Below are 16570 nucleotides of genomic sequence, written 5' to 3'. Positions count from 1 at the left end.
GCGGCATGTTACCGCAGCCCGACACGCGCCCCCAATGACTCACTGCCCGCGCACTTCGTCGACACCGCGGTTGGCCAGTTGATCGGCACGTTCGTTACCAGGGTGGCCGGTATGACCGCGCACCCACTGCCAAGTCACCTGATGACGATTCACCTCTTCGTCCAACTTGCGCCACAGGTCGGCATTCTTCACGGGTTCCTTCGATGCGGTTTTCCAACCACGCTTCTTCCAGTTAGGCATCCATTCCTGGATACCTTTCATCACGTATTGCGAATCGGTGACCAGCTTCACCGTGCATGGTCGAGTCAAAGCGACCAGCCCGGCGATCGCCGCCATCAGCTCCATACGATTGTTGGTAGTACTGGGGTCACCCCCCCACAATTCCTTCTCCGCGCCCTTGTAAACCAGCAGCGCGCCCCAGCCTCCAGGGCCAGGGTTGCCCTTGCAGGCACCATCGGTATAGATCACGACTTGATCGGCTTCAGACATTCACAGGCTCTGTACGGTATTGACCAGCGAGGGCACGGCACGATCAGTTATCGACATCCCGACGACTGATCTTGGCTACCGGCAATGGCAGCAGCTTGCCCATGGGCTCGCGTCGCGTTTGTCGCAGAGGGCGCAAACCGACCACCAGCTTGCGCGCTACCAATAGGTAGACCCCGGCGCCTGGCAGTTGCCAGGCATCGCCCCAGCGCTCCAAGCGCCTCAGCCGCATCTGCCAGGCGAGCGACGCGAGCGGCGGACGATAGCACCCGAAGCGGCGTTTCTCCAACGCGAAGCCCAGCAAGGCCAACCAGTCCACCACCCGATTCGGCGCGATGCAACGCGCCTGCTTGAGGCCGTCCTTAGCAAACAAATGCCGTGCCCCCCAAGCGCTCCACGGATGAATGCCCACCACCAGCAAATGCCCACCAGGTCTGACGCTGCGCGCAGCTTCACGCAGCAGCCCATGAGGCGAAAGACTGAAATCCAGGCCGTGCTGCAGCACCACCACATCGGCAGCATGCTCACCCAGCGGCCAGGACTGCTCTTCACACACGATCTGCACACCCGGCATAGGCGGGCCAAGCCTTACGTTATGCTGGATCTGCCCGGCTTTTGGCGGCCCCTCCGCAGCGGGCCCATAACTGACCAGATAACCGCCGAAGAAACGCGCCAGCTCCTGTTCAAGCAGGCACCGTTCCTCTTCCAGAAGGAGCTGCCCCAGCGGCCCGGCTAACCAACCGCGAGCATCATCCATAAGCGTTAACCACTGTGGGTCGGCCTGGACCGATGGCTGATCGCTCATCGCGATTCCTCCCTTACGGGTAATTGCACGGATTGCCTGAACGCAGGCATTAGCGTCGGCATTGTCTTGCAGCCAGGGTTGCCCTCAGGAGCTGCTCTTATAAGATGAACCTTTATTGACGGCTTAGCGACCCATGATGATCCAGATTGATGCCCTGCCCGCCTTCAGCGACAACTACCTCTGGCTGTTACAGGATGCCAGCACTTGCCGCTGCACGGTGGTCGACCCCGGTGATGCGGCCCCGGTTCTAGCTTGGCTTCAGGCGCACCCTGGCTGGCAACTGAGCGATATTCTCGTCACCCACCACCACTTCGACCACGTAGGCGGCGTTGCTGAACTCAAGCAGGCCACCGGCGCGCGGGTGCACGGCCCGGCCATGGAAAAAATCCCCGAGCGGGACGTCGACCTGATAGGCGGCGAAACCATCAAGGTGCTCGATCAGGATTTTCAAGTGATTGCGGTTCCCGGCCACACCCTCGGCCATATCGCCTACTACCAGGCCGACCTGAGCTTGCTGTTCTGTGGCGATACATTGTTCGCCGCTGGCTGCGGCAGACTCTTTGAAGGCACACCACAGCAAATGCATGCATCCTTGCAGCGCCTGGCTGCCTTGCCAGACACGACGCGGGTGTACTGCACTCATGAGTACACCCTGAACAACCTGCGCTTCGCTTGCGCAGCCGAACCTGGCAATGAGCAGATCAAGGCACGCCTGCAACAGGTCAGCGAGTGGAGGGAAGCGGGTCAAATCAGCCTGCCATCGACCGTCGCACTGGAAAAGTCCAGCAACCCCTTCCTGCGCACGGACGTGCCTGAAGTGATAGCAACGCTTGAGCAAAATGACAGCAAGCGTTATGACGATGCGTTAAGCGTGTTTGCCGGGCTGCGCGCCTGGAAGGATCGTTTCTAAGCGCCCTGCCCGCGCGCAACAACCTCCGTACAGGCTTTTTGATGTCATTTGCCACAATTCGAAATAGAGTCTGACGGCGATGTAAGTCACAAAAGCCTGGCGAAAACTTGACCACCCCCGGCCCGATTCCTAGAATCGCCCGACCTTTTGTTCGGGAAAAGCCTCTCACCCAATGCCTTTTACTAAGCGCAAGCCATTGAATATTAAGGCATTGGCGCAGAGTGCGCGGCTATCTGCGCTACTCTGCTGTGCAGCCCTTGCAGGTTGCCAGAGCCTTCCGCCACCAACCAGCGGTGACCGCAGCGCTGCCCAGCGCGCAATCGGACTTGAGCGCGAGCCGCAATGGCTGAACACCGATGCCCGCACGCACGAATACCGCGATATATGGGAGCGGCTGCGTGATGGTTATAAGTTGCAGGATGAAATCGGCACCAACCCACGCATCGAGCGCCAACGTCTTTGGTTCGCCAGTAACCCGCAGCATGTCGACACCGTCAGTGAACGCGCAGCACCTTACATTCACTACATCGTCGAACGCCTGGCTGAGCGTGATATGCCAATGGAACTGGCTTTGCTCCCAGTCATCGAGAGTGCCTACGACCCGCAAGCCTACTCTCCCGCTCAAGCGGTGGGTCTGTGGCAGTTCATCCCATCTACTGGCCGCAACTACAACCTGCGCCAAACCAACTGGTATGACGGCAGACGTGATGTAACCGCCTCCACGCGGGCCGCGCTGGATTATCTAAGCCGTCTGCATGAGATGTTCAACGGCGACTGGCTGCTGGCACTGGCGGCTTACAACGCTGGCGAAGGTCGGGTCAGCCGCGCCATCGAACGTAACGAGAAGCTGGGCCTACCCAGCGATTACTGGAACCTCTCGCTGCCCAAGGAAACCGAAGAATACGTGCCCAAGCTGCTGGCGCTGTCTCAGGTCATCATGACACCTGAAGCCTATGGCGTAACCTTGGCCCCCATTGCCAACGAGCCCTACTTCGAACAAATCGCAATCAAGCAACACATGGATCTGTCGCGCCTGGCGCAACTGGCCAATCTCGACGAAAGCGAACTGCTGCAGCTAAATCCTGCCTACAAGCGCGGCATCACCCTAGACGGCCCACAGCATCTGCTGATTCCCACCGAAAAGGCCGAGATGTTCAACGCCAATCTGGCCATGATGAAGCCCCAGGATCTGGTCGACTGGCAAACTTATCAGGTGCGCGCCGGCGATAGCCTGCACAGCATTGCCAACCGCTACCATCTGAGCGTGGACATGCTGCGCGAAGTCAATCAGTTAGCCGGCAATCGACTCAGCATTGGTCAGGAACTGACCATTCCAGCCAAGCCAGGCGCTCAGCCGAGCGAGCCGCTTTATCAGCGTGCGCTCGCCCAGAGCACCGACAACCGCAGCAGCGCACGCACCTACAAGGTCAAACAAGGTGACAACCTTTGGCAGATTGCCCGTGACAACCAGGTTTCGGTGCAAGAGCTGCAGCGCTGGAACAAACTGCAGGGTCACGCGCTCACGGTTGGCCAAACCCTACGCATGGGGTCAGCTCCGGCACTGGCTAGCAGTAACGAAAAACGCACGAGCAACCCCAGTCGCGACAAAGCCACCTACTACCGCGTCAAAAAGGGCGACTCGCTCTACGTCATCGCCAAGCGTTTCAATATCGATACCAAAACTCTGCAGAGCTGGAATCGCCTGGAAAGCCATGCCCTGCAACCTGGCCAGATGCTGACGCTTTACCTTCCCTGAGATTCAGCGTCGGCTCAGCGCCCCCAGGCAACGCCCGGCCAGCAAGGTGAAGCGTTGAAACGCCACGAACTGCTCATGCCGCAGCGCTCGCCCTGAGACGCGGCAGTCACCATACAGCACGCCAACTTCCCGATTACCGGCCATCAGTGGGGCGATGAAGAACATGCCCGTACCGAGGCTCTGCCGAATGGGCAAGGTCACCAGCTCGTTGAGGCTGTAGGTAGCGGGCACCCCCATCCAGATAGCCTCGCGATGACGCAGTGCGTAACTGAAGATGTGTGGCTGCTCCGCCTGCACGGCCGGCAAGATGAACTCGCTCAGCCATTGCTCGGCCTGCTCACCAACAACGCGCTTGGCCTTGAAAAAACGCTGTTCATCGGCCAATACGGCAAGCATCACGCGCTCCAGACCAGCGCCACGGTGCAAACCTTTGAGCAAAGTTTCAAGGATGAGGCCAACATCACCACGCTGATTGGCCATTAACCCCAGATCCTGCAACGCCTGCTGCATCACCAGCAAATCTGGCTGCAACAGGCTCGCCTTGCGCATCTGCTGCTGCCCAAGAACCTGCTCGGGATCGGTACTGGGAATGAGCCGACACAACTTTCCGGCGCCGAATGTCGAAGCCACCTTGACCGCCTCATCGGCACTGGCCAGCACCTGCTGTAAGGCCTCTTCGGCCGTCAGCCCAACAAAAGGCGCAACCTTGGCCAGCACGTCTTCCATAGCGGGCGCCCCCCAACCCTGCAAAGCCGCTTCGCTGATTTTGACGCCCAACTGAACAGCCTTCAGCGCCGGATCGGCATGGCTGCTGCCGCCATGCGCAAGACTGACCAATTCACCAAGCCCCCAGTTTTTCGCCAACCCCTGAGTCAATTGCCTGAAACTGGTGCCCAGCACCTCGCGCACGACTTCGTCTTGCTCCACTCCCGGCGCCTCAAGTGCAAGCGTTAGCTCGTCGACCTGCCCCCCGCCGCAACTCCAGAAAGCCAGCTCACCAAGATGGTGAAGCAGCGCCGCGATAAACACCTCTTCGGCATGGCTACCGAGCACATAACTGCCCAAATTGCGCGCCTGCACGGCGGCATGGAACGAACGCGCCAGTAACTCCAGCAATTGCTGACGCGGCGCATAAGTCAGTAAGCCGTCAATCAGGCTTACCGACAGGCTGATCAGGCGCACGTTGTCAAAGCCAATCAGCACGATAGCCCGCGAGATGGTTCGAATGCTTTCTTGAGATGGGTTGTAATAAACACTGTTAGCAACGCGTAGCACCTTGGACGTGAGCGTCGCATCACGCAATAAGATGTCGGCAAGTTGCTGAACGGAGGCATCACTCTGCTGAGACAGGTGCTGCAAATCACGGACAACGGAAGTTAGCGCAGGTAGTTCGGCTTGGCTCAGACGGTCGATCCATGACTGCATACCATGAGTGCGTTCGACCAAGTTGGCATCCTCATCGTTTTTCTCAAGTGTATGCCAAAGTGCCGCTATCGCGAGTCTGCTTCAGGCATACACCGCTCATTGCTCTGTCAGCGGTCGCAAACGCCACTCTTTTTCCTGTCAGGACAAGCTGTTACTGTACCGAGCTAGAAGCCCAAAAGCCGCGAAGGATCGGATTTCCCCCCGATGCGTTTTCTCTCCCTACTGTTTCTCAGCGTGGTCTTGAGCCTTCCCGCCTATGCGGCCATCAGCGAAAGCCACGGCTATGCGCAGTTCGGTGCACTCAAATACCCGGCCAGTTTCACCCATTTCGACTGGGTCAACCCAGAAGCGCCGAAAGGCGGCACTCTGCGGGTCATGGCGTCCGGCACCTTCGACACGCTTAACCCCTACACGCTCAAAGGCAGCAGCCCTGTCTCCACTGCACACTTCCTGCAGTACGGGGTCAACGAGTTGAATGAGCCGTTAATGGTGGGTACCGGCTCTTATGATCCATCCGGCGACGAACCGGCATCGAGTTATGGATTGATCGCCAAGAGCGTCGAATACAGCGAGGATCGTAGCTGGGTCGTATTCAACTTGCGGCCCGAGGCCCGCTTTCATGATGGCAAGCCAATCACCGCTTATGACGTGGCGTTCTCCTACCGGCTGCTGCGCAGCGAGGGCCACCCGCAGTACCGCACCAACCTTCAGGAAGTCAAACGCGTCGACATCCTCAATCGCCACCGCATTCGTTTTGTCTTCAAACGCGTGGGCAATCCACTGCTAATCCTGCGTCTGGGCGAAATGCCAGTGCTGCCTCAGCACTATTGGAAAGGTCGCGATTTCAAAGCCACTACCTTCGAACCACCACTGGGCAGTGGCCCTTACCGTATCACTCAGGTGGTTCCAGGGCGCAGCCTGGTCTTCGAGCGAGTCAAAAACTGGTGGGGTAAAGATCTACCCGTCAATCGCGGCAAGTACAACTTTGACCGCGTCGAGGTGGAGTTCTACCGCGACAACAATGTGGCTTTCGAAGCATTCAAGGCCGGTGAATTTGATTTTTACATCGAAAACCAGGCCAAGAACTGGGCCAATGGTTACCGCTTCCCTGCCATCGCGCGTGGCGATGTGATTCGCGCCGAAATCCCACACCAAATACCGACACAAACCCAGGCATTGTTCATGAACACACGCCGCGCGCTGTTTAGCGACCGACGTGTACGTGAAGCGCTGGGTTTGATGTTCGACTTCCAATGGACCAACCGCGCACTGTTCAATAATTCCTACGTGCGGGCAGCCAGCTATTACCCCAATAGCGAATTTTCCGCGACCGGTAAGCCCGAAGGCGCCGAGTGGTTGCTGCTCTCACCGCATAGAGACGAGTTGCCAGCACAGCTATTTACCCAGGCGCCCACTCAACCGATGACCGATGGCCGCGGCATCCCGCGTGAAACCCTGCGCCGCGCACTCAGCTTGCTGGCAGAGGCCGGCTGGAAGCCTGTTGGCCAGGAACTACGCAACGCCCGCGGCGAACGCCTCGAATTCGAGATCATGCTGGTCAACCCCAGCCTCGAACGCATCCTCCAACCCTACACCGCCAACCTGGCCAGCATCGGCATCAACGCCAACCTGCGCACCGTCGACCGCGCCCAATACAAACAGCGCCTCGATCAGTACGACTACGACATGATCCTGCTGACCCTGCCACAAACCCTGAGCCCAGGCCTGGAGCAACGACTGTATTTCCACTCCAGCCAGGTTGATGTGCGCGGTGGCAAGAATTACGCAGGCGTCAACAACCCGGTGGTGGACGAAATGATCGACCGCCTGCTGTCTGCACAAACCCGCGACGAGCAGATCGCCGCCACCCGCACACTGGATCGCGTGCTGCTCTGGCAGTACTACAGCATCCCTAACTGGTACATCAATTATCACCGCCTGGCGTACCGCAACCGGTTCGCCTTCGTCACCACGCCGCCCTATACCCTGGGCCTGCGTACCTGGTGGCTGAAGCCCTCGGAGAACGCCCGATGACAAACCCGCTGCGCAGCTTCCTGCTTCACGGCAGCAGCCTTATTCTGCTCGGCCTGTCCAGCCTTGCCTTCGCCGCGCCTCAGCACGCCGTCACGCTGTACGACGAGGCCCCGAAGTATCCAGCCAACTTCAAGCACTTCGAATACGCCAACCCCGACGCCCCCAAAGGCGGCACCTTCCGCCAGGCCGGGTTCGGTGGTTTTGACAGCCTCAACCCCTTCATCAACAAAGGCGTGCCTGCCGACGACATCGGCCTGATCTATGACACATTGACCGTGCAGAGTCTGGATGAACCCTTCACCGCATATGGACTGATCGCCGACACGATCGAAAAAGCTCCCGACAACGCCTGGGTGCGCTTTCACCTGCGTAGCACAGCTCGTTTTCACGATGGCACGCCCATCACCGCCAAGGACGTGAAATTCAGCTTCGACACGTTGATGAAGAAAGGCACACCCATGTACCGCGGTTACTACGCCGACGTCGAACGGGTCGAAATCGAGTCTGCACGCAGCGTGCGCTTCATCTTCAAGCATGCAGGCAATCGAGAGTTACCTCTGATTCTTGGCCAATTGCCCGTTCTGCCAGAGCACTGGTGGAATGCCCTCGACGACAGCCAGGCCGAGCAGCAGCCACTGCTCGGTGATGAGCGCATCAGTGCCGCGATCCAACCTGAGGAAGAAGGTCATGCGATCATCGTGCGCCTGCAGGATGAGCCGCACCTGGAAGATGGCAAGCGGCTCGATCTGGACACACTACGTCGCAATCTGCAGGTCGCCATCGAGAGCGCTAGCCAGAGCAAATCCCCTCTGACGGCAATTACCGATATCGACGATGCAGACACGCACAGCCTGCGCTTGAAGCTGCGCCACCCTGCCAATGACTTGCTGATTGAAGCGCTGCGCCAGCTCCGCGTGCTGCCGCTCAAGCGCGACTTCAGCAAAGGCAACCTGGAAGTCCCTCTGGGCAGCGGCCCCTATAAGGTCAGTGACGTTCAGGCCGGGCGCAGCATCCGCTACGAGCGCGTTCCAGACTGGTGGGGCAAGGACCTACCAGTCAGCCGCGGTTTCTACAACTTCAACAGTATCCATATCGACTACTACCGCGATAACACGGTCGCGCTTGAGGCACTCAAAGCCGGACAGTTCGATTACTGGCTGGAAATGAGCGCAAAAAACTGGGCCAGTGCCTACAGCACCCCCGCTGTGGCCAACGGTCAGTTGATCAAGGAAGAAATACAGAACCACAACCCCACCGGCATGCAGGGCTTCATCTTCAACACACGCAAACCGATCTTTCAGGATCGCCGAGTACGTGAAGCGCTGGGTCTGCTATTTGACTTCGAATGGGCCAACAAGCGCTTGTTCAATGGTGCCTACACACGCACACGCAGCTACTTCGACAACTCCGAGCTGGCCTCCAGCGGCCTGCCGAGTGAGGCCGAACAGGCAATACTCGAACCGCTGCGTGGCAAAATCCCCGCCGAGGTGTTCAACGAGGAGTTTCGCGTGCCGCAAACCGACGGCAGCGGCATCATCCGCGAGCAACAGCGCCGCGCCTATCAACTCCTGCAGCAGGCCGGCTGGCGCATCGATGGCGACCGCATGCTTGATGCCAATGGTCAACCGGTAAGTTTCGAGTTTCTTCTGGCGCAGGCTGAGTTCGAGCGCGTACTGCTGCCCTTCAAACGCAACCTGGCTGATCTGGGGATCGATATGGTCATCCGCCGCGTTGACGTTTCGCAGTACATCAACCGCCTGCGCTCACGCGACTACGACATGATCGTTGGCGGCTTTGGCCAGTCCAACTCTCCGGGTAACGAGCAGCGCGAATATTGGCACTCCTCCAGCGCGGACAACCCTGGCAGCCGCAATTTCATTGGTCTGAAGGACGCAGCCGTGGATCAGTTAGTCGAGGGATTGATCAACGCTGATTCGCGGCAAAGCCTGATCGAGCATACCCGTGCCCTGGATCGCGTGCTGCTGTGGGGCTACTACGTGATTCCCAACTGGCATATCAAAACCTGGCGCGTGGCCTACTGGAACCGCTTCGAGCACCCGAAAGTGACGCCGCTCTACGATATCGGCCAAAACACCTGGTGGGTACGCCAAGACATACCCGCACAACCGGCCGACACGGAGGCGACGCAATAACATGTTGGCCTATATCCTGCGCCGTTTACTGCTGATCATCCCAACCCTATTCGGCATTCTGGTGATCAACTTCATCATCATCCAGGCGGCCCCTGGCGGCCCAGTGGAGCAGATGATCGCCAAACTTGAGGGTTTTGATGGCGCCACTAGCCGCATCGCCGGTGGCGGCGCCGAAGTCTCGGTGGCTGGCTCCGACTACCGTGGCGCGCAAGGCCTGGACCCGAAACTGATCGAGGAAATCAAGAAGATGTACGGCTTCGACAAATCGGCGCCGGAACGCTTCTGGATCATGCTCAACAACTACTTGCACCTGGATTTCGGCTCCAGTTTCTTCCGCGACGCCAAGGTCATCGACCTGATCATCGAGAAGATGCCGGTGTCCATCTCCCTGGGCCTGTGGAGCACCCTGATCATGTACCTGGTGTCGATCCCGTTGGGCATCGCCAAGGCCACCCGGCATGGCAGCGCTTTCGACGTCTGGACCAGTTCAGCCATCATCATCGGCTACGCCATCCCAGCCTTCCTCTTCGCCATCCTGCTGATCGTACTGTTCGCCGGCGGCAGCTATTGGGACTGGTTTCCGCTACGTGGGCTGACCTCCAACAACTTCGACGAGCTTAGCCTGGGCGGCAAGATTCTCGATTACCTCTGGCATCTGGTGTTGCCAGTGACAGCACTGGTGATTGGCAACTTCGCCACGCTGACCCTGCTGACCAAGAACAGCTTCCTCGACGAGATCGGTAAACAATACGTGACCACCGCACGCGCCAAGGGCCTGAACAACCGGCGCGTGCTCTACGGGCATGTGTTCCGTAACGCCATGCTGCTGATCATCGCCGGCTTCCCGGCAGCTTTTATCGGCATCTTCTTCACCGGTTCCCTGCTGATCGAAGTCATCTTTTCCCTCGACGGCCTGGGCCTGATGAGCTTTGAGGCGGCGATCAACCGCGACTACCCAGTGGTGTTCGGCACCCTGTTCATCTTCACCTTGCTAGGGCTGGTCGTGAAACTGATCGGTGATATCACTTACACCCTGGTCGATCCACGCATCGACTTCGAAAGCCGGGAGGGTTGAGATATGAAATTATCGCCGCTCAACCAGCGCCGCTTCGAGCGCTTTAAAGCCCACAAACGTGGCTGGTGGTCACTTTGGTTATTTCTGATCTTGTTCGTCTTCAGCCTCGGCGCTGAACTGATCGCCAATGACAAACCACTGGCGGTACGTTATGACGGGCAGTGGTACTTCCCGGTGCTCAAGCGCTACCCGGAGACAGTCTTCGGTGGCGAATTTCCCCTGCAGGCCAACTACAAAAGCCCCTACATCCAGGAGCTGATCGCGGCCAAAGAAGGCTGGATGATCTGGCCGCCGATTCCCTTCAGCTACTCAAGCATTAACTACGACCTGCAGGTTCCGGCACCCGCACCACCTTCGCCACAGAATTGGCTAGGCACCGATGATCAGGGGCGCGACGTCTTGGCACGCGTGATCTACGGGTTCCGCATCTCGGTGCTATTTGCTCTGACGCTAACGCTGGCCAGCTCGGTGATCGGCGTAATTGCCGGTGCCCTGCAGGGTTTCTACGGCGGCTGGGTAGACCTGATCGGCCAGCGCTTTCTGGAGATCTGGTCGGGCCTGCCAGTGCTTTATCTGCTGATCATCCTCGCCAGCTTCGTGCAGCCGAACTTCTGGTGGCTGCTGGGCATCATGCTGCTGTTTTCCTGGATGAGCCTGGTCGACGTAGTACGCGCCGAGTTCCTCCGTGGCCGCAATCTGGAGTACGTGCGCGCAGCCCGCGCGCTGGGCATGAGCAACGGCGCCATCATGTTCCGCCATATTCTGCCCAATGCCATGGTTTCGACCATGACCTTCATGCCCTTCATCCTCACCGGCGCCATCGGCACCCTCACTGCCCTGGATTTCCTCGGCTTTGGCCTACCGCCTGGCGCGCCGTCACTCGGCGAGTTAGTCGCTCAGGGCAAGAGCAATCTGCAGGCACCCTGGCTGGGCATCAGCGCCTTCGCTGTGCTGGCGATCATGCTGAGCCTGCTGGTGTTCATCGGCGAAGCTGCCCGCGATGCTTTCGATCCAAGGAAATGACATGAGCCAACCTGAAACCCTGCTGCAGGTTCGCGACCTGGCCGTCGAATTCGTAACCGGCGAGCACGCCCAACGGGTCGTGGAAAACGTCAGCTTTGAGATCCGCAAAGGCGAAACCCTGGCCCTGGTCGGCGAGAGCGGCTCGGGCAAATCGGTCACCGCGCACTCCATCCTGCGCCTGCTGCCCTACCCGCTCGCCCGTCACCCAGTCGGCAGCATCGACTATGCTGGCGAGGATCTGCTCAAACTGAGCGAGGGTCGCTTGCGTGGCATCCGTGGTAACCGCATTGCCATGGTATTCCAGGAGCCGATGACCTCGCTCAATCCGCTGCACAGCATCGAGAAGCAGATCAACGAGGTGCTGGCCCTGCACAAAGGGCTGCGCGGCAAGGCCGCCAGCGCACGCACGCTGGAGCTACTGGAACTGGTCGGCATCCCTGAACCGAAGAAACGCCTCAAGGCCTACCCGCATGAGCTTTCCGGCGGCCAACGCCAACGTGTAATGATCGCCATGGCGCTGGCCAACGAGCCGGAATTATTAATCGCTGACGAGCCGACCACTGCGCTGGACGTCACCGTGCAACTGAAAATCCTCGAGCTACTCAAGGATCTACAGGCCCGTCTGGGCATGTCGTTGCTGCTGATCAGCCACGATCTGAACCTGGTGCGAAGAATTGCGCATCGAGTATGTGTCATGCAGCGCGGTCGCATCGTCGAACAAGCGTCGTGTGAACAATTGTTCCAAGCTCCGCAGCATCCCTATACCCAGGAGCTGCTGGGTGCCGAGCCTAGCGGCGAGCCTGCAGCCAACCCAGCAGGTGAAACTATGCTGGCGGTCGATGATCTGCGTGTCTGGTTCCCGATCAAAAAGGGCCTGCTACGCAGAACCGTCGATCATGTGAAGGCTGTGGACGGCATCAACTTCACCCTACCCCAGGGTCAGACCCTGGGTATAGTCGGTGAGAGTGGTTCCGGTAAATCCACGCTGGGCATGGCAATCCTCAGGCTACTGAGTAGCCGCGGAGATATTCGTTTTCAGGGCCAGCAGTTGCAGGGGCTGTCGCAAAAAGAGGTGCGCCCTCTACGACGGCAGATGCAGGTAGTGTTTCAGGATCCGTTCGGTAGTCTTAGCCCACGCATGTCGGTGGCTCAGATCATCGGCGAAGGCCTGCGCATCCATGGCATCGGTACTGACGCGCAACAGGAACAAGCGATCATCGACGCACTTCTGGAGGTAGGGCTGGATCCGCAAACGCGGCACCGCTACCCCCATGAGTTTTCAGGCGGGCAACGGCAGCGGATTGCCATTGCTCGGGCACTGGTGTTGAAACCGGCGCTGATCCTACTGGACGAGCCCACTTCGGCGCTCGACCGCACGGTTCAACGCCAAGTGGTGGAACTGTTGCGCGGCTTACAAGCCAAGTACAACCTGACCTATCTGTTTATCAGCCATGACCTGGCGGTAGTCAGAGCGCTGAGTCACCAGTTGATGGTGGTCAAGCAGGGCCAGGTAGTCGAACACGGCTCGGCAGACGCGATTTTCAAATCACCACAGCACCCTTATACGCAGCAACTGCTGGAAGCTGCCTTTTTGGCTCCAGCAGTTGCTCACTGATCCTTGAAACAGGAAGAGGAATAGCACAATGGGTTTTCTAACCGGTAAGCGCGTACTCATCGTTGGCGTAGCCAGCAAACTGTCCATCGCCTCGGGCATCGCCGCAGCGATGCACCGCGAAGGTGCCGAGCTGGCCTTCACCTATCAGAACGAAAAGCTCAAGGGCCGCGTCGAAGAATTCGCTGCAGGCTGGGGCTCCAGCGCCGACCTGTGCTTCCCTTGCGATGTGGCCAACGACGAAGAAATCGCCGCTGTGTTCGAAGCGCTGAGCAAGAAGTGGGACGGCCTGGACTGCATCGTTCACTCGGTGGGTTTTGCTCCAGGTGATCAACTCAACGGCGATTTCACCGACGTCACCACCCGTGAAGGCTTCAAGATCGCTCACGACATCAGCGCCTACAGCTTCGTCGCCCTGGCCAAGGCAGGTCGCGAGATGATGAAAGGCCGCAACGGCAGCCTGCTCACCCTCTCCTACCTGGGTGCCGAGCGCACCATGCCCAACTACAACGTCATGGGTATGGCCAAGGCCAGCCTGGAAGCAGGCGTACGTTATCTGGCAGGCAGCCTTGGCCCGGAAGGCACTCGCGTCAACGCCATCTCCGCCGGTCCGATCCGCACCCTGGCCGCCAGCGGCATCGCCAGCTTCCGCAAGATGCTCGCCGCCAACGAGCGTCAGACCCCGCTGCGCCGCAACGTCACCATCGAAGAAGTCGGCAACGCCGGGGCCTTCCTCTGCTCCGACCTTGCCTCCGGCGTCAGCGGTGAAATCATGTACGTCGACGGCGGTTTCAACACCACCGCGATGGGCCCGATGGAAGAGTAATTTCTCCGAGCCAATAAAAAACCCGCACAAAGTGCGGGTTTTTTATTGTTTGCATCGACGCCTCGGGGAGACACCGCGCCTTCGATCAGAAGCGCTCGATGTCAGCCTTGGCCTGCAGCTCTTTGCGGTAAGCCGCGAAATCTTGCTGACCTTCACGCGACGCCAAGAAGTTGCGATACGTTGCCAAATCCTCAGCGCTCAGTGCCGCCTCAGGGACGCTGACGCCATCGAGACGCAGCACCACGTAATCACCATTGTTGAGCACGACACCGGCATAGGAAGGCGCATTCTTGGACTCCGGCTTAGGCATGCGGAACAGCGCCTGCAACACCTTGGGCTCAATGCCGTCCTGGCTGCGAGTGACAGCCTCTTGCACCGACCAGTCCTTGCTATCGCCCTTACCTGCTTTGGCCTCGGCAAGAAGACGCTCACCCTCGGCCTTGGCTTCAGCAGTCGCACGCTCCTGCTGCAAATGACCGCGAATACTTTCGGCAACCTGCTCCAGAGGCAATTGCTCAGGCTGGAGATGCTGCTTGGCGCGGACCACTACGACAGTGTTCGGATCAAGCTCAATGGTAGAGCTGTTATTACCGTCTTCCAGCACTTCCGGGCTGAAAGCAGCTTGCAGTACCTGGCGATTTGCCGTGATCCCACTGGCCCCACCCTCTCGACCAAACGGCTCGGTGACTTTGACCTGCAACCCCAAATCCTGGGCTGGCTGAGCCAGGTCCGAAGCTTCGAACGCTGCATCCTCAAGTTGCTTGCTCACCTCCACGAAGCGCTGCTCGACCTGCTGAGCCTTGTAATCACGAGCCAGTTTATCTTTGAGGCTATCAAAGCTAGGTACTTCGGGCGCTTGAACCCCTAAAAGCTTGATCAAGTGCCAGCCGAACTCACTGCGCACAGGCTCAGAGACCTGATCAGGCTTGAGCGCATACAGGGCCTGTTCGAAAGCTGGATCGTAGACACCAGGGCCTGCATAGCCAAGGTCACCACCATTAGCAGCAGAACCCGGATCCTGAGAAAACTCCTTGGCTAATGCCGCAAAGTCTTCACCAGCATCGACACGCGCCTTGATTTCTTCGATTTTCTTCTTCGCCGCGTCGTCATCGCCTTCTATCAGGATATGCGCTGCTTGGCGCTGCTCAGCGAGATTGGCAATTTCACTCTGATAGAGCGGCTGCAGTTCTTCATCGGTCACATTGACCGAATCAAAGAGGCTGTCCTTATCTAGCTGAACGTACTCCAGCACAACCTGCTCAGGACTCATGAAGTCAGCGGCATGCTCGTCATAGTAGGACTTCACATCCTCATCGCTAACCTTCATCGCAGCGCTATCAGCCTTGATCACGAGGCTAGCGAAATCGCGCGTCTGACGCTCCAGGTTGGCGAATGCACGCGCCTGATCTTCGGTTACGAAACTACTCGCGCCCAGCCCTGCACGCAGTTGCCCGATCAGCATTTCCTCTTCAAGCATCTCGCGGAATTGCAGGCGCGTATAGCCCATCTGGCGGATGACCTGATCGAAACGCGCAGGATCGAAACGCCCCTCGGTCTGGAACTCTGGTGTTTGCAAGATGACCTGATCCAGCGCCGGTTGCGAGAAGGCAAACCCAGCATCATGAGCCCCCTGCAGCAGCAGCTTACGATCGATCAGCCCCTTGAGCGAAGCCTCACGCAGCAGCCTCTCATCGAGTTGCGATGCATCGAAATCACGCCCCAATTGCTGCAAGAGTTGACGGCGCTGCATCTCAACCGCCTGCCCCAGCTCATTGAGCGTAATGGTGTCGCCGTTGACTTCCGCGGCGTTGTTACGGTTGCTGGCACCCGTAACAATGGCTTCAAAGCCAGTAAAGGCCATCAGCATCACGATGAGGCCGATAATGATTTTGGCAATCCAACCGCGTGAATTGTCCCTGATATTTTGCAGCATGCTTCCCCCAGAGCGACCGTACAAAATCACCAGCCGCGCAGTGTGGGTAATGTCCAGATATAAGAAAGGCGCATCCATGGATGCGCCTTCTCGTAACGTGCCGAAGTGATTGCTGGGGCGTCGACGACGCCCGGCTCCGCCTTCAGGCGATTACCTGACAAGTAGCCAGATAACGAGGCAAACCAGAAGACGCTTAGTTGACGGCGTCCTTCAGAGCTTTACCAGCTTTGAAACCCGGGATCTTGGCAGCAGCGATGCTGATTGGATTGCCGGTCTGCGGGTTACGGCCGGTGCGAGCAGCGCGCTCTTTTACAGCGAAGGTACCGAAACCAACCAGTACGACGGAGTCACCAGCCTTCAGAGCGCCAGTGACGGATTCAATCACTGCATCCAGCGCGCGGCCAGCAACAGCTTTCGGGATATCAGCAGATGCAGCGATAGCATCGATCAGTTCCGACTTGTTCACTCTAAGTCCCCTTATTTCTGTTGAGTTTGTTTCTGATTTTTAGTGTAAGCAAAGCGGGCGCTGGAT

At 58.5% G+C, this 16570-nt stretch carries 13 protein-coding genes; 8 read left to right on the top strand and 5 right to left on the bottom strand.

The annotated features are described in order from the left end of the window. Nucleotides 1-39 precede the first annotated feature (39 nt). Both rnhA and AERO9A_RS06780 read right to left on the bottom strand, forming a co-directional pair. Nucleotides 40-489, bottom strand: a complete 450-nt coding sequence (gene rnhA, locus AERO9A_RS06785) for a ribonuclease HI (protein ID WP_159971152.1) — start codon at nucleotides 487-489, stop codon at nucleotides 40-42. Between the two features lie 43 nt (nucleotides 490-532). Continuing rightward, nucleotides 533-1291, bottom strand: a complete 759-nt coding sequence (locus AERO9A_RS06780; RefSeq protein WP_159971151.1) for a class I SAM-dependent methyltransferase — start codon at nucleotides 1289-1291, stop codon at nucleotides 533-535. 136 nt (nucleotides 1292-1427) lie between these two features. Between AERO9A_RS06780 and gloB the strand changes: the two genes are divergently transcribed. Further along, nucleotides 1428-2201 carry a hydroxyacylglutathione hydrolase gene (gene gloB, locus AERO9A_RS06775; protein ID WP_159971642.1) on the top strand — a complete coding sequence of 258 codons (774 nt, stop codon included), beginning with the start codon at nucleotides 1428-1430 and terminating at the stop codon, nucleotides 2199-2201. A gap of 172 nt (nucleotides 2202-2373) precedes the next feature. Further along, on the top strand, nucleotides 2374-3957 hold the full coding sequence (locus AERO9A_RS06770; RefSeq protein WP_159971150.1) for a lytic transglycosylase domain-containing protein: 1584 nt from the start codon (nucleotides 2374-2376) through the stop codon (nucleotides 3955-3957). 3 nt (nucleotides 3958-3960) lie between these two features. Here the strand turns inward: AERO9A_RS06770 and AERO9A_RS06765 are convergent, their stop codons facing one another. After that, complete coding sequence (locus AERO9A_RS06765; RefSeq protein ID WP_159971641.1) at nucleotides 3961-5382, bottom strand: HDOD domain-containing protein; 1422 nt, start codon at nucleotides 5380-5382, stop codon at nucleotides 3961-3963. 204 nt (nucleotides 5383-5586) lie between these two features. Between AERO9A_RS06765 and AERO9A_RS06760 the strand changes: the two genes are divergently transcribed. Genes AERO9A_RS06760 through fabI form a run of 6 tightly spaced genes read left to right on the top strand, consistent with a single transcriptional unit; the run spans nucleotide 5587 to nucleotide 14105 of the window. Then, nucleotides 5587-7416: an extracellular solute-binding protein gene (locus AERO9A_RS06760; RefSeq protein WP_159971149.1), complete on the top strand. Its 1830-nt coding sequence runs from the start codon at nucleotides 5587-5589 to the stop codon at nucleotides 7414-7416. After that, nucleotides 7413-9569: an extracellular solute-binding protein gene (locus AERO9A_RS22440; protein ID WP_256665875.1), complete on the top strand. Its 2157-nt coding sequence runs from the start codon at nucleotides 7413-7415 to the stop codon at nucleotides 9567-9569. The genes AERO9A_RS06760 and AERO9A_RS22440 overlap by 4 nt, the downstream gene beginning before the upstream one ends. 1 nt (nucleotide 9570) lies before the next feature. Next, nucleotides 9571-10644: a microcin C ABC transporter permease YejB gene (locus AERO9A_RS06745; protein WP_159971148.1), complete on the top strand. Its 1074-nt coding sequence runs from the start codon at nucleotides 9571-9573 to the stop codon at nucleotides 10642-10644. Nucleotides 10645-10647: 3 nt separating this feature from the next. After that, nucleotides 10648-11667, top strand: a complete 1020-nt coding sequence (locus AERO9A_RS06740; RefSeq protein WP_159971147.1) for an ABC transporter permease — start codon at nucleotides 10648-10650, stop codon at nucleotides 11665-11667. 1 nt (nucleotide 11668) lies between these two features. Next, entirely contained in the window at nucleotides 11669-13282 is a 1614-nt protein-coding gene (locus AERO9A_RS06735; protein WP_159971146.1) for an ABC transporter ATP-binding protein, read from the top strand. A 28-nt stretch (nucleotides 13283-13310) separates the two neighbouring features. Further along, the gene (gene fabI / locus AERO9A_RS06730) at nucleotides 13311-14105 is read left to right on the top strand and encodes an enoyl-ACP reductase FabI (RefSeq protein ID WP_159971145.1); all 795 of its coding nucleotides are present in this window, start codon (nucleotides 13311-13313) and stop codon (nucleotides 14103-14105) included. Between the two features lie 85 nt (nucleotides 14106-14190). Here the strand turns inward: fabI and AERO9A_RS06725 are convergent, their stop codons facing one another. Continuing rightward, a complete protein-coding gene (locus tag AERO9A_RS06725) occupies nucleotides 14191-16038 on the bottom strand; it encodes a SurA N-terminal domain-containing protein (protein WP_159971144.1) in 1848 nt (615 codons plus the stop codon). A gap of 193 nt (nucleotides 16039-16231) precedes the next feature. Continuing rightward, nucleotides 16232-16504 (bottom strand): nucleoid-associated protein HU-beta, encoded by a 273-nt coding sequence (gene hupB, locus AERO9A_RS06720; RefSeq protein ID WP_010490206.1) that lies wholly within the window; start codon nucleotides 16502-16504, stop codon nucleotides 16232-16234. Nucleotides 16505-16570 lie beyond the last annotated feature (66 nt).

Source organism: Pseudomonas sp. 8Z (assembly GCF_902506535.1).
GTDB lineage: Bacteria > Pseudomonadota > Gammaproteobacteria > Pseudomonadales > Pseudomonadaceae > Aquipseudomonas.
The sequence above is the reverse complement of the archived record's forward strand: the minus strand, read 5'-3'. Positions and strand labels throughout refer to the sequence as shown.